The 23,021-nt window shown below is 69.4% G+C and carries 19 protein-coding genes; 10 read left to right on the forward strand and 9 right to left on the reverse strand.

From position 1 onward, the window contains the following. The 10 genes from VGT00_13225 to VGT00_13270 all read left to right on the forward strand — a co-directional run. A partial coding sequence (locus VGT00_13225; GenBank protein HEV8532375.1) for an FAD-dependent oxidoreductase occupies window positions 1-237 on the forward strand: 237 nt, incomplete at its 5' end. 52 nt (window positions 238-289) lie between these two features. After that, a complete protein-coding gene (locus tag VGT00_13230) occupies window positions 290-2,401 on the forward strand; it encodes a hydantoinase/oxoprolinase family protein (GenBank protein ID HEV8532376.1) in 2,112 nt (703 codons plus the stop codon). Continuing rightward, entirely contained in the window at window positions 2,398-4,017 is a 1,620-nt protein-coding gene (locus VGT00_13235; protein ID HEV8532377.1) for a hydantoinase B/oxoprolinase family protein, read from the forward strand. Before VGT00_13230 ends, VGT00_13235 begins: the two co-directional genes overlap by 4 nt. A 247-nt stretch (window positions 4,018-4,264) precedes the next feature. Then, complete coding sequence (locus tag VGT00_13240) at window positions 4,265-5,548, forward strand: ABC transporter substrate-binding protein (protein ID HEV8532378.1); 1,284 nt, start codon at window positions 4,265-4,267, stop codon at window positions 5,546-5,548. A gap of 9 nt (window positions 5,549-5,557) precedes the next feature. Next, window positions 5,558-6,424, forward strand: coding sequence for a branched-chain amino acid ABC transporter permease (locus tag VGT00_13245; protein HEV8532379.1), 867 nt, complete (start codon window positions 5,558-5,560; stop codon window positions 6,422-6,424). Further along, window positions 6,424-7,386 carry a branched-chain amino acid ABC transporter permease gene (locus VGT00_13250; protein HEV8532380.1) on the forward strand — a complete coding sequence of 321 codons (963 nt, stop codon included), beginning with the start codon at window positions 6,424-6,426 and terminating at the stop codon, window positions 7,384-7,386. The genes VGT00_13245 and VGT00_13250 overlap by 1 nt, the downstream gene beginning before the upstream one ends. An 82-nt stretch (window positions 7,387-7,468) precedes the next feature. Continuing rightward, window positions 7,469-8,191, forward strand: a complete 723-nt coding sequence (locus tag VGT00_13255; protein HEV8532381.1) for an ABC transporter ATP-binding protein — start codon at window positions 7,469-7,471, stop codon at window positions 8,189-8,191. Continuing rightward, window positions 8,181-8,915, forward strand: a complete 735-nt coding sequence (locus VGT00_13260; GenBank protein HEV8532382.1) for an ABC transporter ATP-binding protein — start codon at window positions 8,181-8,183, stop codon at window positions 8,913-8,915. The genes VGT00_13255 and VGT00_13260 overlap by 11 nt, the downstream gene beginning before the upstream one ends. Before the next feature lie 116 nt (window positions 8,916-9,031). Next, complete coding sequence (locus VGT00_13265) at window positions 9,032-9,838, forward strand: tetratricopeptide repeat protein (protein ID HEV8532383.1); 807 nt, start codon at window positions 9,032-9,034, stop codon at window positions 9,836-9,838. Continuing rightward, on the forward strand, window positions 9,835-10,302 hold the full coding sequence (locus tag VGT00_13270; GenBank protein ID HEV8532384.1) for a roadblock/LC7 domain-containing protein: 468 nt from the start codon (window positions 9,835-9,837) through the stop codon (window positions 10,300-10,302). The genes VGT00_13265 and VGT00_13270 overlap by 4 nt, the downstream gene beginning before the upstream one ends. An 83-nt stretch (window positions 10,303-10,385) precedes the next feature. Here the strand turns inward: VGT00_13270 and VGT00_13275 are convergent, their stop codons facing one another. From VGT00_13275 to VGT00_13315, 9 genes are all read right to left on the reverse strand, one after another. Continuing rightward, the gene (locus VGT00_13275) at window positions 10,386-10,871 is read right to left on the reverse strand and encodes a roadblock/LC7 domain-containing protein (GenBank protein ID HEV8532385.1); all 486 of its coding nucleotides are present in this window, start codon (window positions 10,869-10,871) and stop codon (window positions 10,386-10,388) included. Continuing rightward, the gene (locus VGT00_13280) at window positions 10,858-11,475 is read right to left on the reverse strand and encodes a gliding-motility protein MglA (GenBank protein HEV8532386.1); all 618 of its coding nucleotides are present in this window, start codon (window positions 11,473-11,475) and stop codon (window positions 10,858-10,860) included. The genes VGT00_13275 and VGT00_13280 overlap by 14 nt, the downstream gene beginning before the upstream one ends. Window positions 11,476-11,481: 6 nt before the next feature. Then, entirely contained in the window at window positions 11,482-14,805 is a 3,324-nt protein-coding gene (locus VGT00_13285) for a hypothetical protein (protein HEV8532387.1), read from the reverse strand. Window positions 14,806-14,818: 13 nt separating this feature from the next. Then, on the reverse strand, window positions 14,819-15,595 hold the full coding sequence (locus VGT00_13290; GenBank protein HEV8532388.1) for a response regulator: 777 nt from the start codon (window positions 15,593-15,595) through the stop codon (window positions 14,819-14,821). A 3-nt stretch (window positions 15,596-15,598) separates the two neighbouring features. Beyond that, window positions 15,599-16,435 carry a DUF4388 domain-containing protein gene (locus VGT00_13295; GenBank protein HEV8532389.1) on the reverse strand — a complete coding sequence of 279 codons (837 nt, stop codon included), beginning with the start codon at window positions 16,433-16,435 and terminating at the stop codon, window positions 15,599-15,601. Further along, on the reverse strand, window positions 16,432-19,374 hold the full coding sequence (locus VGT00_13300; protein ID HEV8532390.1) for a response regulator: 2,943 nt from the start codon (window positions 19,372-19,374) through the stop codon (window positions 16,432-16,434). The genes VGT00_13295 and VGT00_13300 overlap by 4 nt, the downstream gene beginning before the upstream one ends. A 41-nt stretch (window positions 19,375-19,415) precedes the next feature. Continuing rightward, window positions 19,416-21,233: a methyl-accepting chemotaxis protein gene (locus VGT00_13305; GenBank protein ID HEV8532391.1), complete on the reverse strand. Its 1,818-nt coding sequence runs from the start codon at window positions 21,231-21,233 to the stop codon at window positions 19,416-19,418. Window positions 21,234-21,251: 18 nt separating this feature from the next. Further along, entirely contained in the window at window positions 21,252-22,574 is a 1,323-nt protein-coding gene (locus tag VGT00_13310) for an ABC transporter substrate-binding protein (protein HEV8532392.1), read from the reverse strand. 13 nt (window positions 22,575-22,587) lie between these two features. Then, on the reverse strand, window positions 22,588-23,021 hold a 434-nt coding region (locus VGT00_13315), incomplete at its 5' end, for a chemotaxis protein CheW (GenBank protein HEV8532393.1).

The raw sequence follows: 23,021 nt of genomic DNA on the forward strand, positions 1-23,021 counted from the left end.
GGGGCCTTCGACATCACGCCGGACTGGATGCCCATCCTCGACGAGACGGACCTCGAGGGCTTCTTCGTGGCGGCCGGCATGTCGGGCCACGGCTTCAAGCTCGCTCCGGCCGTGGGCGAGATGATGGCCGCGCTCATCTCGGGCGCTACGCCCCCGGTGAACCCCGCCCCATTCCGTCTCTCGCGCTTCGCGGGCCGGGCCGCCACCGGAACCTTCGTGTCCTCATATCTCGGCTGACTCGCGAGTTGCCGCGGCATCTTACCGCCATGTACACTCGTGAGCCATGACCATGTCCCCTGCTCGATCCTCGCGCGTCGGCGTCGACATCGGCGGCACCTTCACCGACCTGGTCTGGGTCGACGACACCACCGGAGCCGTCAAGGTGGGAAAGTTCCTCACCACTCCCAAGGACCCCTCGCAGGCCGTGGAGCAGGGCGTGGTGACGCTCTTGAGCGATGCGGGGGGCTCCGCCGCCGAGGTGCGGTCGATCATCCACGGGACGACGCTGGCCACCAACGCCCTCATCGAGCGCAAGGGCGCCCGCACGGGGCTCCTGACCACCGCGGGCTTCCGCGACGCCGTCGAGATCGGGCACGAAGGCCGCTACGACATGTACGACATCTTCATCGACTCTCCCGCACCGCTCGTTCCCCGTCATCTCCGCCTCGAGGTCACCGAGCGCATGGCCGCGGACGGCCGCGTGCTCACGCCGCTCGACGAGGCGAGCGCGCGGGCGGCCATCGGCACGCTCCGCGAGGCCGGAGCCGAGGCCATCGCCATCTGCCTGCTCCACGCCTATCGCAATCCCGTCCACGAACGGGCCCTCGAGAAGCTCTGCGCCGAGCTCGCGCCCGGCGTGCCCGTCTCCACCTCCTCCGAGGTGGTGCCCGAGATCCGCGAGTACGAGCGGACTTCGACCACGTGCGCCAACGTCTACGTCATGCCGCTCATGTCGCGCTATCTCGACGACCTCGAGCGCAAGCTCCATGAGCTGGGCATTCCCGGCAACTTCTACATCATGCTCTCCTCCGGCGGCGTGGCCACGCCCGCCACCGCCAAGCGCGTGCCCATCCGTCTCGTCGAATCAGGCCCGGCCGCGGGCGCGCTCGCCGCGGCACGCATGGCGCGCGAGCTGGGCGAGCCCAAGCTGCTCTCCTTCGACATGGGCGGCACCACGGCCAAGGCCTGCGTCATCGACAAGGGTGAGCCTCTCCTCGCCCGCGAGTTCGAAGTGGCGCGTGCCGACCGCTTCAAGAAGGGCTCGGGGCTGCCCATCCGCGTCCCCTGCATCGAGATGATCGAGATCGGCGCGGGTGGTGGCTCGCTGGCTCGGGTGGACCGCATGGGGCTCCTCAAAGTGGGCCCCGAGAGCGCGGGCGCGGATCCCGGGCCCGCCTGCTATGCCCTGGGTGGCCAGGTGCCGACGGTGACCGACGCGGATCTGGTTTTAGGCTATCTCGATCCCGGCTTCTTCCTGGGTGGGCGCATGCGCCTCGACGTGGAGGCGGCCCGGCGCGCCGTCGAAGAAAAGGTGGCGCGCCCGATGGGCCTCACGACGACGGAGGCTGCCTGGGGTATCCATCGCGTGGTCAACGAGAACATGGCGGCCGCCGCGCGCGTGCACGGCATCGAGCGCGGCAAGGATCTGCGCGCCTATCCGCTCTTCGCCTTCGGCGGCGCGGGCCCCGTGCATGCCTGGCAGGTGGGACGCATCCTCAAGGTGCCGCGCGTTCTCGTGCCCTTTGGAGCGGGCGCCATGTCGGCCTACGGTCTGCTCGCCGCCCCCCTCGCCTTCGACTTCGTGCGCACGGCCACTCAGCGGCTCGACGCGGCCGACTGGGCGCAGATCAACGGCCTCTTCGGCGAGATGGAGAAGGAAGGCCGTGCCGTGCTGCGCCGGGCGGGCGTGGAGGCCGCCGTCATCACCATCCGCCGCACCGCCGAGATGCGCTATACGGGCCAGGGTCACGAGGTCGAGGTCGAAGTGCCGGCGGGCACGCTCTCGGCCGCGAGCCTCGGTCCGATCACGGCCAACTTCGAGACGGCCTACCGCGCGCTCTACAGCCGGACGCCCATGGGCGTGCCCATCGAGGCACTGAATTTCCGCGTCGTGGTCTCGGGTCCGGTGCCCGAGATCTCGGTCTCTGGCCCGAAAGGCGACGCGCCGGGACCGCGCGTCTCGCTCGCGCCGAAGTCGACGCGCCAGGCCTATTTCCCGGAAGCGCGCGGCTACGTCGACACGCCGGTCTATGACCGCTACGGTCTCCAGCCGGGCCATTCCTTCCCGGGCCCCGCCATCATCGAAGAGCGGGAATCAACCACGGTGGCCGGCCCCGGCGCGCGCGTTAGAATCGACGACCGCCTCACCCTGATCATGGAGCCGGGGGAGGCCGCCCGATGAGCGGCGAGCACACCACTCAGTTCGATCCCATCACGCTCGACATCTGCTGGAACCGGCTGATCGGCGTCGTCAACGAGCAGGCGGCGGCCCTCATGCGCACGTCGTTCACCTCCATCGTCCGCGAGGCGGGTGATCTTTCCGCGGGCGTCTTCGACCGCCGAGGCTGGATGGTGGCGCAGGCGGTGACGGGCACGCCGGGGCACATCAACTCCATGGCGCTGGCCATGAAGCACATCCTCGACGTGTATCCGGTGGACGCGTGGCAGCCCGGGGACGTGGTCATCACCAACGACCCGTGGAAGACCTCGGGCCACCTCAACGACGTGACGATCTGCAATCCGGTCTTCCGGGGCCGCGACCTCATCGCCTTCTTCGCCTCGACCTGCCACTCCGCCGACATCGGCGGCCACGTCCTCTCCGCCGAGGCTCGCGAGGTCTACGAGGAAGGGCTCTTCATCCCCATCATGAAGCTGTACAAGGGCGGTCGGATCAACGCCGCGCTCGAAGCCATGATCCGATCCAATGTGCGCGTGCCCGATCTCGTCATGGGCGACTTCCATGCCCAGATCGCCGGGGGCGCCGTGGGCGGCGACCACCTCCTGGAGTTCATGGAGGAGTTCGGGCTCGAGAGACTGGAGCCGCTCTCCGACGAGATCGTCACGCGTACGGAGCGCGCCATGCGCGAGGCCATCGGACGGCTGCGGCCCGGCCACTACGAATACGCCATCACCTCTGACGGCTACGGCGAGCCCGTGACCATCACCTGTCGCTGCGAGGTCGCGGGCGAGAGCCTCTGGGTCGATTTCACCGGGTCATCGCCCGCGAGCCGGCGCGGCGTCAACGTCGTGATGAACTACACGGAGGCCTATACCACCTACGGCGTCAAGGTCATCGTCAGCCCCGACGTGCCGAACAACGAGGGCGCCTTCCGCGTGCTCCGCATCACGGCCCCCGAGGGAAGCATCCTCAACGTGCAGCACCCCGCGCCCGTGGCCGCCCGGCACGTGGTCGGGCACTTCCTGCCCCACGTGGTGGCGGGGGCGCTCAAGCAGGCGCTGCCCGATCAGGTCATGGCCGAAGGCTCGGCCAATATCTGGGGCATACAGCTCTCGGGCAAGGACAAGCGGAAGCAGCCCTTCGTCTACACCTTCTTCGGCTCGGGGGGCACGGGCGCGCGCCCCACCAAGGACGGTCTCTCCGCCACCGCTTTCCCTTCGGGGGTGCTCGGCACGCCCGTCGAGGTCGTGGAGACGCTCGCCCCCCTCCTCGTCGAGCGCAAGGCGCTGCGTGACGGCTCGGGCGGCGACGGCCGCTTCCGCGGCGGGCTGGGCCAGGTCATGGGCTTCCGCGTCCTCTCCGACGAGCCGGCGACATGTTCGGTCTTCTGCGACCGGACCACGATCCCGGCGCAGGGCTTCTTCGGAGGCGAGCCCGGCGCCCGAGGCGCGCTCCTCATCAACGGCCAGGCGCCTGAGAATCCCAAGGCGGAGCAGGTCCTCCAGCCGGGCGACCTCATCGAGCTCTTCATGCCGGGCGGGGGCGGCTTCGGGCCTCCGGCCGAGCGCGATCCCGCCCTGCGGGCGCGCGATCGCCTCGAGGGCTACGTCACCGCATAGGCAGCTCGGAGGGGGGCTCCGCCCCCCGCGACCTGTGTCGGGCTAGTCGTCTGCCAATAGTTCCCATGCCCGCGCGAGCAGAACTGTTCCGCTGCGAGCGCCGGCTTGGCCGGCGCAATCGATCCGGGGGGAGGCTTCGGAAAGGGGGGCGGAGCCCCCTCCGAGCTACCTTGTGCTACACTCGCGTTCCAGTCCCGCGGTCACTGCCGACCTGTAGGCTCAATTCCGCCGTAGAGGAGGATCCCAGATGCGACGTGCCGTCCGCCTGCTCTCTCTGGCCCTGTCCGCCGTGTTCGCGACCGCGTCCGCGTCTCACGCTCAGGCTCCCAAGGAAGTCGTGATCGGTGTCATCTATCCTCTCAGCGGCAACCTGGCGCAGATCGGTATCGACTCGGTCACCGCCATGAAAATGGCCGTGGAGCTCTACAACACCAAGTCCGATCTCAACCTGCCCGCCATGAAGAAGACGACCGAGGGCCTGCCCGGGCTGGGGGGAGCCAAGATCCGTCTGATTGTGGTGGACCATCAGGGCAAGCCCGACGTGGGCCAGGCGGAGGCGGAGCGGCTCATCACCCAGGAAAAGGTGACGGCCATTCTCGGCTCCGTCTTCTCGAGCGTCACCGCCACCACCAGCCAGGTCGCCGAGCGCTACGGGGTGCCGCACATGAACGGGGAGTCCTCGTCGCCGTCGCTGACGGAGCGCGGATTCAAGTGGTTCTTTCGCACCTCGCCGCACGACGGCCACTTCACGCTCGCCATGTTCGACTTCCTGAAGGATTTCGAGAAGAAGAAGGGCGTCAAGTTCAAGACCGTCGGCCTCATGCACGAGGACACCCTCTTCGGCGCCGACTCGGGCAAGGTGCAGGAGGAGCTGGCGAAGAAGTACGGCTACGAGGTGGTGCTCAACATGGCGTATCGCGCCAAGACGACGAGCCTCGACGCCGAGGTGGGCAGGCTCAAGGCGGCCGGCCCCGACGTGTTCTTCCCCACCTCCTATACCTCGGACGCCGTGCTCTACATCAAGACGGCCAAGACCCTCGAGTACATCCCGCGGATGCTCATCGCCCAGAACGCGGGGTGGGTAGATCCGCAGTTCGTCGCGGAGATGAACAAGGACATCGAGGGGCACATCACGCGCTCGCCCTTTGCCCTCGACCTCCAGGCCAAGAAGCCGCTCATCCGCCAGATCAACGAGCTCTTCAAGAAGCAGAAGGACAATCCGGGGGGCCGCGACATCTCCGAGGCGCCCACGCGCGCGCTGACCGCCTTCACCGTGCTCGTGGACGCCATCAACCGCGCCAAGTCCACCAACCCCGAGGAGATCCGCAAGGCCCTCGTGGCCACCAATGTCCCCCCCGACCAGCTCTTGATGCCCTGGACGGGGGTACGATTCGACGAGAAGGGTCAGAACGCCGGGGTGCGCGCCATTCTCCAGCAGATCCAGAAGGGCGCGTATGCGACCATCTGGCCCTTCGACCTGGCCGCGGCCGACGTGATCTATCCCCTGCCGGGCTTCAAAGACAAGAAGTAACCGCCCTACGTGACGGCCGAGGTTCTCGTCCAGGGGCTGGTGAGCGGGCTCCTGATGGGATTCGTCTACGCGCTGATCGCGGCGGGGCTCTCCCTGATCTTCGGCCTCATGGAGATCGTCAACTTCGCCCACGGGGAATTTCTGATGGGGGCGATGTTCGCGACGTTCTGGGCGTGGGCGCTGTGGAAGCTCGATCCTCTCGTCTCCCTGCCCCTCACTCTCGCCCTCCTGGCCCTCCTCGGCCTGCTCGTCTACCACGGGCTCATCCGGTGGATCCTCGGCGCGCCCATGCTCGCCCAGATCTTCGCCACCTTCGGCCTCGCCATCTTCATGCGCGCGGCCGCCCAGGCCCTGTGGGGCGCGGACTTCCGGCTCGTCAAGAATCCGCTGGTCGACGGCCGCGTCTCCCTCGGCGGAGTCTTCATCGGGCTGCCCCAACTCGTGGCCAGCGTGGGGGCGCTGGTGGCCTTCGGCTTCCTGTACTGGTTCATCCGGAGGACCGAGACGGGGCTGGCCCTCCAGGCCACGTCCCAGGACCGCCAGGCCGCCATGCTCATGGGCATCGACACGCAGAGGATGTTCGCCCTCGGCTGGGCCATCGGGGCCGCCTGCGTGGGCGCGGCGGGCGCGCTCCTGGCCATGTTCTTCTACATCTTCCCCGATGTGGGCGCGACCTTCGCGCTCCTCGCCTACGTCACGGTGGCCCTCGGCGGCTTCGGTAATGTGCCGGCCACCCTCCTGGCCGGCGTCATCGTGGGTGTCGTGGAGGTGCTGGGCGGGCTCCTGATCGCGCCCGCGCTCAAGTACGCCGTGGTGTTCTCGCTCTACCTCGTGGTCGTGCTCTGGCGGCCCCAGGGCCTCCTGGGACGCTTCTGATGCCCGCGGGGACGCGCTGGACGGGTGCCAGCATCCTGCTCCTCCTCCTTCTGGCCTTTCCGCTGGTCTTCACCCAGCCCCACCCGCGCCATGTCGTCATCACGATCTTCCTGTTCGCGATGCTCGCCCAGGCCTGGAATCTCCTGGCCGGATATTGCGGCCAGATCTCGCTCGGCCACGCGGTCTTCTTCGGCGCGGGAGCGTACACGTCCACGCTGCTCGTGAAGTACTTCGACCTCTCGCCCTGGCTAGGCATGGTGGTGGGCGCCGTGGTAGCCGTGGCGGTCTCCCAGCTGATCGGCTATCCGGTCTTCCGGCTGCGCGGCCACTACTTCGCCATCGCCACCATCGCGGTGGGCGAGATCGTCAACACGCTCATGATCAACTGGGACTGGGCAGGCGGGGCGCGCGGGCTCTTCGTCCCCATCAAGCGCCCGGACTCGTTCCTGAACCTCCAGTTCCACCAGAGCAAGCAGAACTACTACTACATCGCGCTGGGACTCCTGCTCCTCGCGTTCTGGATCACCCGCAAGGTCGAGCGGTCCCGCATGGGCTACTACCTGCGCGCCATCCGCGAGGACCAGGATGCCGCGGCGAGCCTCGGCATCCCCGTGGCCGCCTACAAGCAGCGGGCCATGGCCCTGTCGGCCGCCCTGACCGCGCTCGGCGGCAGCTTCTACGCGCAGTACATCCTCTTCATCGACCCGGACTCGGTATTCCCCACGGCGCTCAGCATCCTGATCTGCCTCGTGGCCGTGCTGGGCGGCATCGGCACGCTCTGGGGGCCGCTCATCGGCGCGGCCATTCTCATCCCGCTCGGCGAGTGGACACGCATCTATTTCGGCGGCACGGGCAAGGCCATGGATCTCCTGATCTACGGTGCCCTCATCATGCTGGTCTCGATCATCCAGCCGGGTGGCATCATGGCCCTCGCCCAACGCGGCCGCCGCCGGACGGGCTGAATGTGATCTTCGAGCCGAAACGCTGCCCGCGGTTCGAGCTGAGCGGCGGCCTGTGGCCGTCGCGAGGCGAGAGCTGAATAAGATGATCTTGCTCGACGTCCGCGGCGTCACCAAGCGCTATGGCGGTCTCGTCGCCAACAACGCGATCTCCTTCCAGGTCGGCCATGGCGAGCTGGTCGGGATCATCGGGCCGAACGGGGCGGGCAAGTCCACGCTCTTCGATCTCGTGACGGGCTTCCAGTCGGCCGACGAGGGGCAGGTGCTCCTCGAGGGCGAGCCGGTCACCCGGCTCCGCCCAGATGAGATCAGCCGGCGCGGCGTTGGTCGCACCTTTCAGAAGCTCAGGCCCTTCACCCAGATGACCGTGGTCGAGAACGTGATGGTCGGCGCCTTCCAGAAGACCACGGACCCCGCCCGCGCCCGGCGAGAGGCCATGGAGGCCCTCGACCGTGTGGGGCTGGCCGACAAGGGGGAGGCGCACGCGCGTGTGCTGTCCACGGGACAGCGCAAGCGCCTCGAGCTCGCGCGCGCCCTCGCCACTCAGCCGCGCCTGCTCCTCCTGGATGAAGTCACGGGCGGAGTGGATCAGCGCAGCATCCCCGCGCTGGTCGAGCTGGTGCGCAGGCTCCACGGCGAGGGCGCGAGCCTCATCGTCATCGAGCACAACATGGGCGTGATCATGGGCATCTCTCAGCGCATCGTGGCCCTGAATCTGGGCGAGGTCATCGCCGACGGGCCGCCCGCGATCGTCGGGCGTGACCCGCGCGTGGTCGAGGCCTACCTGGGCCAGGCCTATGTCGCCTGAGACCGCCAAGGCTCCCATGCTCGAGGCCCAGGGCCTCAATGTGCTCTACGGCGACTACCAGATCCTCTGGGACGTGTCCTTTCGCGCCCCCGAGGGTGAGGTGATGGCCATTCTCGGTCCCAATGGCTCGGGCAAGTCCACCCTCATGAACACGCTCTCGGGGCTGCTCCGCTCACGCACGGGGACGATCAGCTTTCGGGGAGCGCGCATCGATGGGATGCCGCCGCACAAGATCGTGGGACAGGGCCTGGCCCATGTCCTCGAGCGGCGGCGCCTCTTCCCGTACCTGACCGTGCGCGAGAATCTGCTCCTGGGCGCCTATCATCCGAGCGCCAAGGTTCACCGGCAGGAGACCTTGGCCGACGTCGAAGCCCTCTTCCCGCGCCTTCGCGAGCGCCGCGCCCAGCCCGCGGGGACGCTCTCGGGCGGCGAGCAGCAGATGGTGGCTATCGGTCGCGGCCTCATGGCCCGGCCGGCTCTTCTCATGATCGACGAGCCATTTCTCGGACTGGCCCCCAAGGTCATCGAGCAAATAGCCGGGGTCATCTCCGCCATCAACCGGGAGCGGGGCATCACCATCGTCTTCATCGAGCAGAACGTCGAGCTGGCGCTCAAGATGGCCCATCGCGGCTATATCCTCGAATCGGGCCGGGCCATCCTCGAGGGCCCCTCGGCCGACCTCCTGGCTTCCCCCGAGGTAAAACGCATCTTCCTCGGCCACTAGACCCCCATCAGGGTGCTTCGGGCCTGCCTCTCCGCCGTGCTATGCTGCTGGCAAGTCTCAAACCGGATTGGCAGTCGGCGGGCATTGGCCTCGCGAGCGAGGGGGAGCAAACGGGCGTGGGTCTTTTGAGGCTCCTGGCGCGCATCTGGGAGGCGATCACCAGCCTCACGCGTCCGCCCAATGCCGCCACGCTGTTCCGGCGGGCCGACCTGTATCGTCAGGAAGGCCGCTTCGAGGAAGCAGCCGAGCTCGTGGCCCAGGGGCTGCGGCTCCAGCCCAACAACGGTGTCGGCCACCTCCTCTCGGCCTACCTCCATCTCGCCTTCAGGCAGATCGGCCCCGCCAAGGCCGAGTTCCAGACCGTCCTCGGCGTGGATCCCTATCACCCCCGCGCCCTCCTCGGATTGGCCAGGATCGCCCTCGAGGAGAGGGACCTCGCCGCCTGCCGCCCCTTCCTCGACAAGGCGCTCCAGTACTACCCCGACTTCCCCGAGGCGAAGGCGCTCCAGGAGATGGTCGCCGGCTGGGCGGACGTGGCGGTGTCCCCGGGACAGCGCCCGGCCTATGCCGGGCCACCCGTGGCCGCCGACAGGCTCAAGCCGCCCGCGGCCGGCCGCGAGTTCGTCCTCACGCAGGCCGATGGCACGCTCGTCTTCTCGCAGCAGGGGGACAAGGACGCCGAGGACCTGGCGGCGCACGTGACCCAGGTGTACCGGATCGCCGCGGCCACGCTCGCGCGCGCCGGTCTGGGCGCGCTCCGGCGCGGCATCGTGCAGGCCACCACGGAGACGACATTCTTCCGGAGCAATGACCGGCTCATCCTGGCCCTGACCTTCCCGCAGGACGTCAAGATCGGCTTCGGGCTTCTCGAGACGGACAAGCTCTGGACCAACTCGCTCCGCGAGCTCGGGGTGCGCGCATGAGCGCTGAGCCCGTGCCTCCCGCGCAGCCCGTGGCGGGCTCGGCTCCCCTCGCCGCCGCCTCGCGCTCGTCGCGCGCGCGCGAGTTCCGCCGCATCCTCGCCGAGATGCTCAGGATCGACCGGGTGCGCGGGGGGCTGGTGGTGGCGGCCGACGGGCTCGTCATCACCTCGAGCGTCCCGCGCAATATCGCCATCGAGCCCCTCGCCGCCCTCACGGCCACCCTCGGCCGCGAGCTCGAGGTGGGCGGCGACCGGCTCAAGCGCAGCACCTTTCATACTGCGCTCTTCTCCGCGGACGACGGCACGCTGTTTCTGGGTTCGTGCCCGGTGGGCTTCGTGGTGGTGCTGGGAGACCGCGAGGTCAACGTGGGGCTGGTGCAGTGGGCGCTCCGAAAGGCCCTGGCCACGCTCGAGGGCACCTGGGGCCCGAGAGACCAGGTCCCCGCCTCGCCCGAGGAGATGTAGCGCGGCCTTCGGATCCGAGGCCGCCGCTATGCGGCGCAGCTGTCCGGGGCCGCTCCCGCGTCTGAACCGAGCCGGGCGGTAGCCTAGAGCTTCTTCTCGCCGAACCCCGTGCGCGACTCGTCGGCCGTGAGCGGCGTGGACATCTCCTTCATGTCCTTGGGCCTCTCTCGTGCCTCGGCGAGGATCTTGCCGACGGCGATGGCGGCCTCCTTGGCGAAGAGCCGTACCATGCCGACGGTGGTCCGCTCGCCGAAGATGGCGAGCAGGATGGCCTGGTCGTCCACCGTGGAGACGTGCATGCTTTCCTTGGCGCCCTGGTGGAAGAGGACGGTGAACTCCGTCTCGCCCAGGAGCTGGGCCAGCGCGCCCGTGGAGCTGAAGGCGCCGGCGGCCAGGGCGGAGATCGAGACGGTATCGAGCGCGCGATTGGCGCCCGTCATGGCCAGGAGCTGACCGCTCCGGTCGATGAGCAGCGCCTCGCTGGCCCCGGACTCGCCCAGGAAGGTCGTCAACACCTGGTTGATCTTCTCGGAATCGCCTTCGCGGATCACCATGTCATGCAGTCTCACGGTCTACCCCCTTTTCTTGCCCGAACTCGCCGACGAGGACCATGCGGGACACGGTGTTGAGCGTGTCGAACACGCCGTCACCGTTGACCGCCACCGCCTCGAAGGACGGGACCCGCCGGGTCCGCCGGTTGAGGAGAAACTCCATGTACTCGAGGGGCGCGACATTGGCGAGGTCGCGCTTGTTGTACTGGATGACGTACGGGATCTCGTCGATGTCGTAGCTGTACTCGCGGAGGTTGTCTTCGAGGTTCCGGAAGCTCTCGACATTCTCGCGCAGCCGGTCCCACTGCGAGTCGGCCACGAAGACCAGTCCGTCGCACCCGCGCAGGACGAGCTTGCGCGTCATGTTGTAGTAGACCTGTCCGGGCACCGTGTAGAGCTGGAACTTCGCCGTGAAGCCGCGCACGGTCAGGGCCGAGACGGGGAGGAAGTCGAAGAAGAGCGTGCGGTCGTCGCCCGCGGCGAGCGAGATCATGTTGCCCCGGCTGTCGCCGGGCAGGCTCCGGTGTATGTGCTGAAGGTTGGCCGTCTTGCCTGCCAGCCCGGGGCCGTAGTAGACCACCTTGAAGTTGATGACCTTCTGCGCGTAGTTGATGATCGCCATATCGCCTCAGGCTCCCAGGAGCCGCGCGGCCGCCCGCTCGACCTGCAGGCGCGCGAGACCAGGCCGGCCCGTAACCGCGCCGCCCACGATGAGGATGGCGGCGGGACCGGCGGCCGAGGGCAGCCGGCGCACCTCGAGCCGCTTCGTCCCTGATCGCAGCACGGCGGAGTGAAAAGGTCCAAACCCTCCCGCGGGGCTTTCCGCGCTCATGGCCGACACGAGGCCGCAGCCGAACACGGCAAGTGAAGCGGCGGCCGCGCCGGCGGGGAGGAAGCAGTGCACGAGAGCGCCCCCTTCGATGTCCCGGAATGTCGTGGGCGTGAGCTTGCCGAAGGCGTCGAGCACGCCCGCCACCTCGGAGCTGGAAGGAGGCTCGGGCATGGGCTCGAGCTGCGCCGGCCTCGCCCCGTCGGGCGGCCGATGGGCTGGCGCCGCCACGGCATACTCTGCCGCCGCGCGCCGGGCCAGCATCTCGAGGCGGGCCAGCGAGCCGCTCGCTCGGAGCCCCACCGCGATCACCGCGCCCGTCGCCCAGCCCGCGCCGACGGGCGTGAGAACCAGCGCGCCGCCGACGGCCCTGAGCGTGGCCTGCTCCACGGGCCATGGCGCTTGGCCGGCCAGCCGCGCGGAAAGACTTCCGGCCGCCGAGGCCAGGGACGGGCCGGCGAGCCCTGCCGCGCCCACCGTGATCACCGTGAAGCCTCCGACCTGCGCCTCGTCCACCACCAGGGCGTCCCAGGGGGAGAGCAGCGAAGCGAGCCTCGAAACATCACTCCGTGTCACCCCGGCCGCGGGCGTGACGGCGGGAGCGGCCGGAGGCGCGGCGGGCATCGCGGGAGTCAGATGGCCCGCGGGCCGAGCTTCTTGACGAGCCGGCGGCGCGTCTTGGGTGACGGAGCTGGCGGCGGTAACCGCGACGGGAGGCGCGATCGAGGCCGGGGCCTCGACGACCGGGGCCGGCGGGGGAGCCGTAAAAGTCACCGCGGGCTCCTCGTGCCCTATGGGCTTGAAGGGCGCGGGGAAGCCCTCGATTCCCGGAACCTCCACAGGGCCACGCGTCATGAAGGCCGCGAAGATATCGGGCGGGAGCTGCCCCATGATCTCATCGAGGGGAAGGACGAGGCTGCCGTTGACGAGGCGCTCGCTCACGTCTGCGGCGGGCACCGCGAGAACCTCGGCGGGGAACTGACTGGCCACCGCCTCCCACGTCACATGCACCGCGCCTTCGGCAAGCTGTGACACCACGAGCGATTGCGGCACGAGCAGGACATGGCCCGCGGCCAGCCGTGCGGCAACCTGCGCGAGGGGAACTCGGAAGACGCCCGGCGGCAGCTGCGTCATAACGCGCTCGAAGGAAATGCGGATGAGCGGTTCGGCGGGGACGGTCAGGGCCGCCGCGGAAGACTCCACGACGTCAGGCGGCGCGACGTCGGACGGCACAACGGGGGGCATCGCGAGCTCGAGGGGCGCCCCTGGGCTCGCGGTCGTGGCATGCAGGTCCTCGAGCAGGCTGTCGACGTCGATCACCGACGTCACCTCGTCGATCTCCACGATGTTTTCGGGAGTCGGCTCGGCCTCGACCGCCAGGCCCTCGGCGGCGGCGAGCTCGCTCGCCGGCTCGGCGGCATCGTCCTCGACGCGCGCGGGCGGCACGAACTCGATCGGCGGTATTCGGACAGGCTCGACGACCGGGACGGCCGGGGGCAGCGAGGCAAGGCCGAGATCATGCGCGACGAGGTCGGCGTCCGGCACCTCGATGGCAATGGTTTCAGGCTCCGCGGGCTCGACGTCCGCCACCATGTCGACGGAGGCCGCGTCGGCGGACATCTCTGGAGGACTGGCCGTCGGGGTGATCTCGACGGCCCGCCCCTCTTCCCAGCCTGGCGGTCTGAACGGCGCCGGGAACTCCGCGAGCCCCGGCATGGCCATGGGTCCGCGCGCCATGGACGCCGTGAAGACGTCGCGCGAGAGCTGGCGCACGATCTCGTCGAGAGGCAGGAGCAGCCGTCCATTGACGATGCGCGGGGCGACCTCCGACAACGGCACGGCGAAGACCTCGGGCGGAAACTGTCCCGCCACCACGTCCCATTCCACCTGCACCACGCCCTCGCCGAGCTGGGGCACGATGATCGACTGCGGCACCAGGAGCATCTCGCGCTCCACGAGCTGGGCTCCGACCTGGTGCAATGGCAACCGGAAGGCGCCCGGCGGGAGCTGTCCCGACACGCGGTCGAAGGGGATGCGGATCATGCTCCCGACATCTGTGGGCTCGGCGGCGGTGGTCACGGGCGCCGCCGGAGGCTCTGACGGCTCCGTCACGTCAGCGGACGGGGTCTCTTCCGTGGCGAGGTCGCCGAAGAGCTCCTTGAGGGCCTGGCGGAAGTCGGGCAGCGCGGCCGGAGCTTCCCGGGTTTCGGATGCCGTGGGCGTATCCTCGAGGATCTCTGACTGGACGCCATTGGTGCTCGACAGCGTCGCCGCCGGGACGAGCGGATCCTCGCCGACGATTGGAGGCGCGGGCGGAAGCCCGGGCTCCGCGGGAACCTCTTGCCACGCGGGAGCCTCTTGCCATGCGGGAGCCTCTTGCCATGCGGGAACGTCTTGCCATGCGGGAACGTCTTGGATGACGGGAGGACGCTCGGGTTCGGCCACGGGCGGTCCCGGTGCCTCCGTCGTCGCCGCGCCCGCTGTGGTCACTCCCCCTGTCGTGCCCCCCGCTGTCGTGACCCCAACGCCGGCCCCGGCCGCGGACGCCGAGAGCGGCGTGCCACCCACGACGAGCGTGCGTTCTCCTGCCACGGCCTCGACGGGAACACTGCCACGTACCCAGCTCTCTCGGCTCTTGGCGTCGGCCGCCGCCGGCTTGGAGGCCGCCGGCCGCACCGACTTCTTGGCCGCCACACGATTCGCCGGGCGGGGCGCGAGAGCGTCGAGAAAGGGCAGGGTCATGACCAGGGAGCCGACCATGTCGAGCACGAGAGCGGGCGGAAAGCTCCAGAAGGCCGCTGCCACGAATTGCTTGATGGGCAGGAACGTGACGACGGAGTAGAGCCAGGCCGTCGTCGCGCCCAGGGCCACGTGAAGCAGAGCCAGGATGCCAAAGCCCGCGAGCCAGCCGCCGACGCGGAGACCAGGCACGCAGAGGGGCAGGATCAGGGCATAGATGGCCGCGGGGGCCGCGATGGCCGTCCACCACGGAAGCGTCAGCTTCACGCTCGGATTGACGACGTAGAGCGCCGTCGAGGAGGCGAGCACGAGGCCGAGGGCAGCCAGGGCGGCCAGCCATGCCCAGGGCCTCTTGAGGTTCGAGGCGCGCCCCGTGGTTGCCATCAGGTCGTCGCCATCAGATGGACCGGAGCAGCTCCGGCAGGATCTTCTTCACGTAGTAGCGCAGCTTGCCGAGCGCGGTCGCGTCGCGCAGCACCACGGCCAGGACGGCTGAGGGTCCGGCCGCGTGGAGGACAACCATCCCCGATTCATACTCGAGGATCATGCTCTGGAGCGTCCCCCGACCCAGCTCACGTCCGATGCCCTCGGAGGACTCGGCAAGACATGCGGCCAGCGCTCCGGCGGCCTCGGCCCCGATGCCGACCTCGCCCGCCGCCTCGATGAGGAAGCCCTCGCGATCCACCAGGGTGGCCAGCCCGACCCCCGGCATGGCCGCCAGCTGAGTGAGCATGGCCTTGAGATCCGGCATGGCCACGAGCTCTTCGGGCGGAGCACCATCGGATGAAGCGGGGGCGGCGGCGCGACTCCGCGAGGCGAGGAGCTCGTCCACCTTCCGAGCCAGCTCGTCGGCCGTGAACGGCTTGCGGAGGACGTCGCTCGAGCGCACGTGCGAAGCGCGCTCGAGCACGCTGGCATTGACGATGCCCGAGATCAGGAGCACCGGGGTGTCCCCCAGGGCCGGGTGCGTGCGGACGAACTCACAGATCCGGTAGCCGTCCACATCCGGCATCACCACGTCGCAGACCACGAGATCAGGCCTGGCGCTGCCGATGCGCTCCATGGCCTCCGCGCCGGAGGACGCCGCGAGCACTTCGAAGCCCTTGGTCTGCAGTGAGCGCTCGACCATCTTGCGCACGGAAAGGCTGTCGTCCACCACGAGGACGCGGGGCACGGGCTAGGTCCTCGGCGGGGGCGGCGGCGCGCCCGTGGGCGCGCGCCCCTCGTCGATCTCGGAGGCGACGGAGATGAGGAGCTGATCCAGGTTCTTCTGGATGGTCCGGGGGCCCGCGTCGGTGCCCGTGGCAGGCTTGAACCGAAAGGTGCCTTCCGGGTCGTGCTGGGCGGCCGCCACGAGGGCGGCGAAGGCGCTCTCTCCGGTGAGCCCCGCGAACTCCGCGTGGATCACCCGTCCGGACTCGAAGAGCACCGAGCCGTCTCCCACCGAAAGGGCCAGGGCCAGTCTGCCCGTCTTGCCTCCGAGGCCGATGGCCTGCGTCACCTCGGTCAGGTCGAGCGCGCCAAATGATCCCTGGAATGTGCGTCCCCCGACTTCGGCCCGCGGCATGCTCGGCTTCGGGCCGGCCGGCGTGGGCGGCGGCTCGGGCTCCGGGGAATCGAGCTCGCCGGGCACGACGTGACGCAGCAGCTTGGAGATGCGATCGAGCACCGCGGAGACCACGAAGTCACCCGCGAGCAGCATGTCCACGCCGGCCTGGGCCACCGCCCACGGGGTGGGGCGCGTGGGCCCGGACAGGAGCAGGAAGGGGATGTCATGGGTGGTGGGATCGCTCCGGATGATGGAGCAGAACTCGACGCCGTCCATGTCCTCTGTGCGGGCGCCGCTCACGATCAGGTCGGGCCGGTCGCGCTCGAGCGTGGTCAGGGCGAAGGACGCGCTGGTGGCCGAGGTGACCTTGTAGGCGGCCAGGGCCAGCGCGGACCTCAACGCGCCGAGCTTGGCGGGATCGGCGTCCACGATGAGCACCTTGGCGATGGTGCGGCCGGCGCTCACGACACGGCCTCCCGCGCGGAGGCGCGGGCCGTCAGCGAGTCCACGAGCCTGACGAAGGCGTCCTCGTCCACCGGCTTGGTGACGTAGTGGGTGATGCCGAGGCGCCGGGCCAGGCTGACGTGCTTGGCGCCTGCGCGGGTCGTGAGCACCACCACGGGCAGCGTCCGCGTGGCGGCGCGGCTGCGCAAATCCTCGATGAGCTCGTACCCGCTCACGCGCGGCATCTCGAGATCGGTGATCACCACGTCCACGGAGGATTCGGCCAGCCGGCGGAGGGCCTCGGCGCCATCGGTGGCCGTGAGCACCGCGAAGCCAGCCCGCTCGAGCATCTGGCCGACGAACTTGCGAATGCTGACGGAGTCGTCCACGAGCAAGACGCGGCGGCCCTGGGGCTCCCTGCGCACGCGGGCCGCGGCCTGCGCGCGCGCGGCACGCGCCTCGCCCGCTCTCCCCGCCCACGCCTGATCCGTCAGGCGCGAGGGATCGACGAGCAGGATGACGCGGCCGTCGCCGGAGATCGTGGCCCCCCCGAAGGGCCCGACGCTCTCCAGCACGCCACCCAGGTTCTTGATGACCACTTCCTCCTTGCCCACCAGCTCGTCCACCGCCACCGCCAGAGGCCGCACCCCCGAACGGAAGACGAGCACAGGCAGCCGCGCCGGGGGGGCGCCGACGGGAAGGGCGAGCACGCGGTCGAGACGGAGCAGCTCGATCTCTTCCCCCTCGATCATCACCCATTCTCGGTCGTCCGTGGCGCGGATTTCCTGCGGGCGGGGCTGGGCGATGCTCCGGATGGCGGGCATGGGAATGGCGAAGGTCTCGCCGCCTGAGCGCACGAGCAATGCGTCCGAGATCACCACGGTGAGGGGCAGCTTGATGGTGATGCGAGTGCCGACCCCCCGCTCGCTGTGCAGGTCGATCTCTCCGCTGAGCCGGCTCACATTCGTGCGCACCACGTCCATCCCGACGCCCCGGCCCGAGGTGGCCGTCACCGCCCCCGCCGTGCTGAAGCCCGGCAAGAAGATGAGGGTCAGCGCCTCGCGGTCGCTGAGGGCATCGGCCTGCTCGGGGCGCAGGAATCCCTGGCGCGACGCATGCTCGCGGAGGGCCGCCGGATCCATGCCGCGGCCGTCGTCGACGATCTGCACGTAGACGAAGCTGCCTTGAGGATACGCCCGGAGAGTCACGGTGGCCCGGGCCGGCTTGCCCGCGCGCTGTCGCTCCTCGAGCGGCTCGATGCCATGGTCGATGGCGTTGCGCACGAGGTGGAGCAGGGGGTCGGCGATCAGCTCCATGACCGCATTGTCCACCTCGACGCCCTCGCCTTCCATGACGAGCCCCACCTGCTTGCCTGCTTCGCGCGCGGCCTCCCGCGCCGGTCGCGTGAAGCGAGAGAAGAGCCGACCGATGGGCACCATGCGGGCCCGCGTCACCTCGGCGCGGAGGCCGCCCGTCAGCCGGTGCACCTGCGCCGTGTCCTCGCCGATGCCCCGGATGAGGCCCGCCAGCTGCGCCTGGATCTCGGACACGTCGGCCGAGATCTCCGCCACCCCGCGGGCGAAGATGTTGAAGTCGTCGTAACGGTCGAACTCGAGGTCGGCAAAAAGCTTGCTGAAGGGCTCCGTCACCGAGCCGTCGGTCGGGGTGGGCGGCGGCTCGGGGCCTGTTTCCGCCGGAACCTCCGGCGTGGAAGGCAGCTGAGTGTAGCGGTGCTTCTCCTCGAAGTCGCGCACGGCCTGGGCCATGCGCGAGCGGCTGAAGAGCAGGAGCTCGTTGACCCGCTCGACCTGGCCCATGCGCTGATCGAGCCGGCTGCGCGCGATGACGAGCTCCCCCACCATGTTCATGAGCGAATCGAGACGGTCGAGAGGGACGCGGATGCTGGGTCGCGCGCCCCCCGGATCGATGGCGCGGCGGATTTCCGTCTTGGGCGGGGGCAGGACGAAGCGCGGGAGAGCAGGTGCCGCGGCGACCGGCTCGGCCAGGGTCTCGAGCTCGGTCTCGAGGGCCGGCTCACCGATGACCACGGGAGCGGGCGCGGGGCGTAGAGCATCCAGCGTCTGGAGCGTGCGGGCCACCGCCGCGCGCACGTCAGGCGAGGAGACCCGGGCCGAGCCGAGGAGGAGCCGGAGCACATCCACACCCGCGAAGACGCCCTCGATGACGGGCGGAGAGAGCTCCATGCGCCGCTCGCGCACCGCCTCCAGCAGGTCCTCGATCCGGTGAGCGAGGTCGCCCACGGGCGCGCATCCGACGGTATAGGCGGCGCCCTTGAGGGTGTGCACGGCGCGGAACAGGGTCGCCACCTCGTCGGATTGAATGGTCGCCTCGCCTGCGGGCGACTGCTCCAGGACGAGGAGGGAGCGGGTCATGGCGTCGAGGTGCTCGCCCGCCTCGGGGGCGAAATAGGGCACCGAGTCCGCATGCTCGGCGAAGAAGCGGTCGAGCTCGGTGAGCATGCGGTCGACCACGCGGTGATCCATCGCCTGATCGATGGCGTGGTCAAGGGAGGACGCGCTCCGAGACGAGGAGGAGGCCGCCCGCGGGAGCGCGAAGTGCTCCGGGTATCGCGCGTGAAGCTCCGACACCGCGTCCGCGCTCTCGTGGCCGTCTGCCCCGATGGAGTCGAGCATACACTTGACGGCGCTCACCATATCGGCGAGGGCCTGGAGCGGCCGAGAGCGGTCGCCCGTCGTCGTGGGCAGCTCTTCCAGGAGCTGTTCCATCACCAGGGCCACCGCGGACACCATCGGATAGCCGTGGAGTCCCGCGGCGCCTTTGAGGCGATGCGAGACCACCGCGAGCGGGGTCATGAGCTCCCGGGAGAGCGCTTCGCCTCCGGCCAGACGGCGTACGCCCTCCTCGACGGTGGCCACAGTCTCCCAGGCCTCCATCAGGAAGATGCCAATGATGAACTCGTTGTCCTGCTCTTCGAGCATGAGGGTCCCGTATCAGACCACGAGTCGGACCAGGGGGCGCGTCATTCGGCGAGCTTGAATCGCGCCAGGCTTGCCGTGAGCTCCTCGGCCAGCTGGGCGAGCTCGTCCACGGTGCGGCGAGCCTCGAGGACTCCCTTTTCCGTCTGGCCCGTCACTTCCTGAATGGCCTGCATGGCCTGCGTCACGTTCTCGGCTCCGCGAACCTGCTGCTGGGTCGCGTCCGAGATGCTGGCGGCCAGGTCGGCGGAGCGCCGCGAGGCCTCGGCAATCACCTTGAGGCTCTCGCCCGCCTGGACGGTGACCCGGTAACCCGACTCCACTTCCTGCGTGCCCTGCTCCATGACCACCACGGCTTCCTGGGTATCCGTCTGGACATTCTTGATGAGCACCGCGATGTCCTTGGTCGCCTTGGCCGAGCGCTCCGCGAGCTTTCGCACTTCGTCGGCCACCACCGCGAAGCGCAGCCCCGCCTCGCCGGCCCCCGCGGCCTCGATGGCCGCGTTGAGAGCCACGAGGTTGGTCTGGGAGGCGATGTCCTCGATGGTGTTGACGATCTCGGAGATCTCCATCGAGCGATCACCCAGGCTCTTGATCTTCTTCGAGATCGCCTGCACCTCGCCCCGGATCCGCTGCATGCCCTGCAGACTGTCGCGCACCGCCGCGTCACCTCGCTGGGCGGCCTCGAGTGCTTCGCGCGCGGCCGCCGCCGAGGACTGGGCGCTCTCGGCCACCTGGCGCACGAGCTGCGTCAGGGCCGAGACCGCGGAGGCCACGCGCGCCGCCTCGCGCGCCTGGTCCTGGGCGCCCTGGGCCATGCGCCCCGTGGAGCCGGTCATCTGGTTGGCGCTCACGGACACCTGCATGGCCGCCACGCGCACCTCAGCGATGATAGCCCCGATCTCGGAGACCATGAGATTGATGGCGTCGACCACGTTGCCGAGCACGTCGGAGGTAACCTCGCCGCGCTTCGTCAGGTCGCCCTGCGAGACCTCCATGGCCGTGTCGAGGAACTTGACGATGTTCTCCTGCAGCACCTCGCGGCGACGGCGCTCGTCGTCGCGCTCGGTCTCCGTCTGCACCTGCGAGCGAAGGCGCACGATGGCCTCATTGAAGGTCTGGGCGAGGGCGCCGATCTCGTCGCGCGACCTGACGGGCACGGTCTCGGAGAGGTCGCCCTTGCCCACGCGCTGGGCCGCCTGCACGAGCTGGGTCACCGGCCGCACGACGCGGTCGGCCAAAAGCGCGCCCCCTATCAGAACCAGCGCGGCCAGGGCGCCGAAGAGAACAAGGAGGTCGCGGCCGGACGCGGCGGCGGCCTGGTTGATGATGGCCCGGTCCATGCCGACCCGTACGGTGCCGAGCTTGCCGGCGGCCATGGGCACGCCGATATCGATGATCTCCCGCGTGGCCTTCCGGCCTGGGTCCTGATACTCGATTTCCCGCTCTTGGCGAGGGACATTGCCGGGCACGATGTTCTTGTCCACGATGCCGGGCGGCACCGCGGGCGAGAACGTGTGGGCGATGAGCGTCTTCTGCGGGTCGTACACCATGACGTAGGCGACGCCGCGGATCTTGGCAAACTCGTCCACGAGCGACTGGACGGAGGAGGCGTCGCGCGTCGAGATGAGATCCACGCCGGAGGAGGCCAGGCTGGAGGCGATGGCCTCGCCCTTGGACTTGAACTCGTCGGTCATGCTCGTCCGGAGCGACCGGGCGGAGACGTACCACGTCACGGCGGCCAGCGGCACCAGCGCCGCGATGAGAAAGAGGACGATCTTGCCGCGGAGGCCGAGCCGGGTCCGCCGCCGCGGCGCTTTAGCCTTTTGCTCTCCGACCTGTTCGTCGTCTCGCCGTGCCATGGGATTCTCCTTGGAGGCTCAGGCCCGAACGGCCGCGGACCAATCGGTGATGGGCACCCACCGGTCGCCGTCGACGCGGGTGAAGTAGACGCTGTCCAGCCCCTGGTGCCGCTCCGGACCGAAGGCGAGGGGGGCGCCGATACCGAGGTCGAGCCCCTTGAGCGACTCCAGCGCCTGCCGGAGGCTCGCGCGGGTCGGGTTGGCGCCGGCGCGCCGCAGCGCCTCGACCACGACCTTGGCGTTGATGAAACCCTCGAGGCTGATGAAGCTGTAGCGCGGGGGCGTGTAGACCTTGTCGCGGAGCGCCTCGGGCAGCACCGGGTTGTGCTTGTCCATGAGCGCCCGGTATTCCACCACGCCCGCCAGGCTCGTATCGTCGTAGCTCGGCATGACCTGCGAGTTGACGAGCCCCTTGGTGTAGTCGCGGCCCGCCGCCTTGCCACGCTTGAGCAGGAGCGCCAGCATGGCGTCCGAGCCCACGAAGGAGACGTTGGAGATGGGCACCGTCCAGCCGGCATCGCGGGCGGCGCGCACGAAAGCGCCGCAGCCTTGGTAGGCGCCGGTGCAGAGGACCGCGTCGCAGCCGGCCTGACGCAGCACACCCACGGCGATGCTCATGTCCTCCTCGAATTTGGCCCCGCGGACATAGGTCGCCTCGGCGACGATCTTGGCGCCGCGCTGGGCCAGCGCGCGTGCCACGCCGTCGGTGCCGCTGCGCCCGTAGGCGTCGATCTGGTAGTAGACGCCGAACTTGCGCGCGCCGAGCGTCCAGAAACGATCGACGAGCGCCGACATCTCCTGGCGGTACGAGGCGCGGATATTGAAGACAAAGTCGACATATGGCTGCTCGCGCTGCGGCTGGGCGCCGGTGAAGTTGCCGATCAGGATCACGTCACCGTAGCGCTTGATGATGGGCAGGGCCCGCGTGAGCGTCGGCGTACCGACGTAGTTCGAGAGGAAGAACACCTGCTCCTGCTCCACGAGCTGTATGGTGTTCCGCACGCACGGATCCGGCTGGTAGTCGTCGTCGAGTCCGGTGACGGTAAGCTGCCGCCCATTGACACCGCCGCGCGCGTTGAGCTCCGAATAGAACGCCGTCGCGCCACGCCAAAGCTCGGTGCCGAGCCCCGCCTGCGTGCCCTTGAAGGCCGCTGACATGCCGACCTTGATGTCGCGGGCCGTCACTCCCGGCGCGCTTGCCTGCGGCGGCTCGAGGGCCGGCGCCCTGGCGCCGCCACGCGCGGCGGGGGCGCCCTGGGCCCACGAGCGCCCACGGGGGCCGAGCACGTACCCGCCGGCCGCCACGCCGGACGTCAAGCCGAGAAAGCGCCGCCTATTCATGTCAGTTCTCCTCTCAGGCTGCCGCGACGGAGCCGCTCAGCGCCGTCAAGATGCGCGAGACGTCGAGGAGCACCGCCGCGCCCGCAGCACGCTCGAGCCGGCCCGCGATGAACTCGCCCTCGCCCGGCGAAGGCGCCGTCACGTCCTCGAGCAGCTCGAGCCCGACGACGTCATCGATGAGGAAGGCCGCCGTCAGCTGATCGCGCTCCACGACAAGAGCTTTGGCATCGCGGGTGGCGCGCGCGGGCTCGAGCCCGAGGAGGGGGCGCAAATCCACGAGCGGCAGGATCCGGCCCCTCAGGTTGGCCACGCCGATCAGGTGCGGAGGCGCCAGGGGCACCTGGGTGTACTCGTCGAAGACCACCACCTCTCGCGCGTACCGCACCTCCACGGCGTACAGGATGCTCCCCAGCTTGACCAGGCACGCGCGGGCTTGCTGGACTGCCC

Source organism: Candidatus Methylomirabilota bacterium (assembly GCA_036002485.1).
GTDB lineage: Bacteria > Methylomirabilota > Methylomirabilia > Rokubacteriales > CSP1-6 > AR37.

What these genes read in the sequence shown, in the direction of transcription:
- VGT00_13270 (HEV8532384.1), top strand. Translation starts at nt 9,835, where the DNA reads ATGAGCGCTGAGCCCGTGCCTCCCGCGCAGCCCGTGGCGGGCTCGGCT.
- VGT00_13280 (HEV8532386.1), bottom strand. Translation starts at nt 11,475, where the DNA reads ATGGCGATCATCAACTACGCGCAGAAGGTCATCAACTTCAAGGTGGTC.
- VGT00_13240 (HEV8532378.1), top strand. Translation starts at nt 4,265, where the DNA reads ATGCGACGTGCCGTCCGCCTGCTCTCTCTGGCCCTGTCCGCCGTGTTC.
- VGT00_13285 (HEV8532387.1), bottom strand. Translation starts at nt 14,805, where the DNA reads ATGGCAACCACGGGGCGCGCCTCGAACCTCAAGAGGCCCTGGGCATGG.
- VGT00_13250 (HEV8532380.1), top strand. Translation starts at nt 6,424, where the DNA reads ATGCCCGCGGGGACGCGCTGGACGGGTGCCAGCATCCTGCTCCTCCTC.
- VGT00_13230 (HEV8532376.1), top strand. Translation starts at nt 290, where the DNA reads ATGTCCCCTGCTCGATCCTCGCGCGTCGGCGTCGACATCGGCGGCACC.
- VGT00_13300 (HEV8532390.1), bottom strand. Translation starts at nt 19,374, where the DNA reads ATGCTCGAAGAGCAGGACAACGAGTTCATCATTGGCATCTTCCTGATG.
- VGT00_13305 (HEV8532391.1), bottom strand. Translation starts at nt 21,233, where the DNA reads ATGGCACGGCGAGACGACGAACAGGTCGGAGAGCAAAAGGCTAAAGCG.
- VGT00_13260 (HEV8532382.1), top strand. Translation starts at nt 8,181, where the DNA reads ATGTCGCCTGAGACCGCCAAGGCTCCCATGCTCGAGGCCCAGGGCCTC.
- VGT00_13255 (HEV8532381.1), top strand. Translation starts at nt 7,469, where the DNA reads ATGATCTTGCTCGACGTCCGCGGCGTCACCAAGCGCTATGGCGGTCTC.
- VGT00_13235 (HEV8532377.1), top strand. Translation starts at nt 2,398, where the DNA reads ATGAGCGGCGAGCACACCACTCAGTTCGATCCCATCACGCTCGACATC.
- VGT00_13310 (HEV8532392.1), bottom strand. Translation starts at nt 22,574, where the DNA reads ATGAATAGGCGGCGCTTTCTCGGCTTGACGTCCGGCGTGGCGGCCGGC.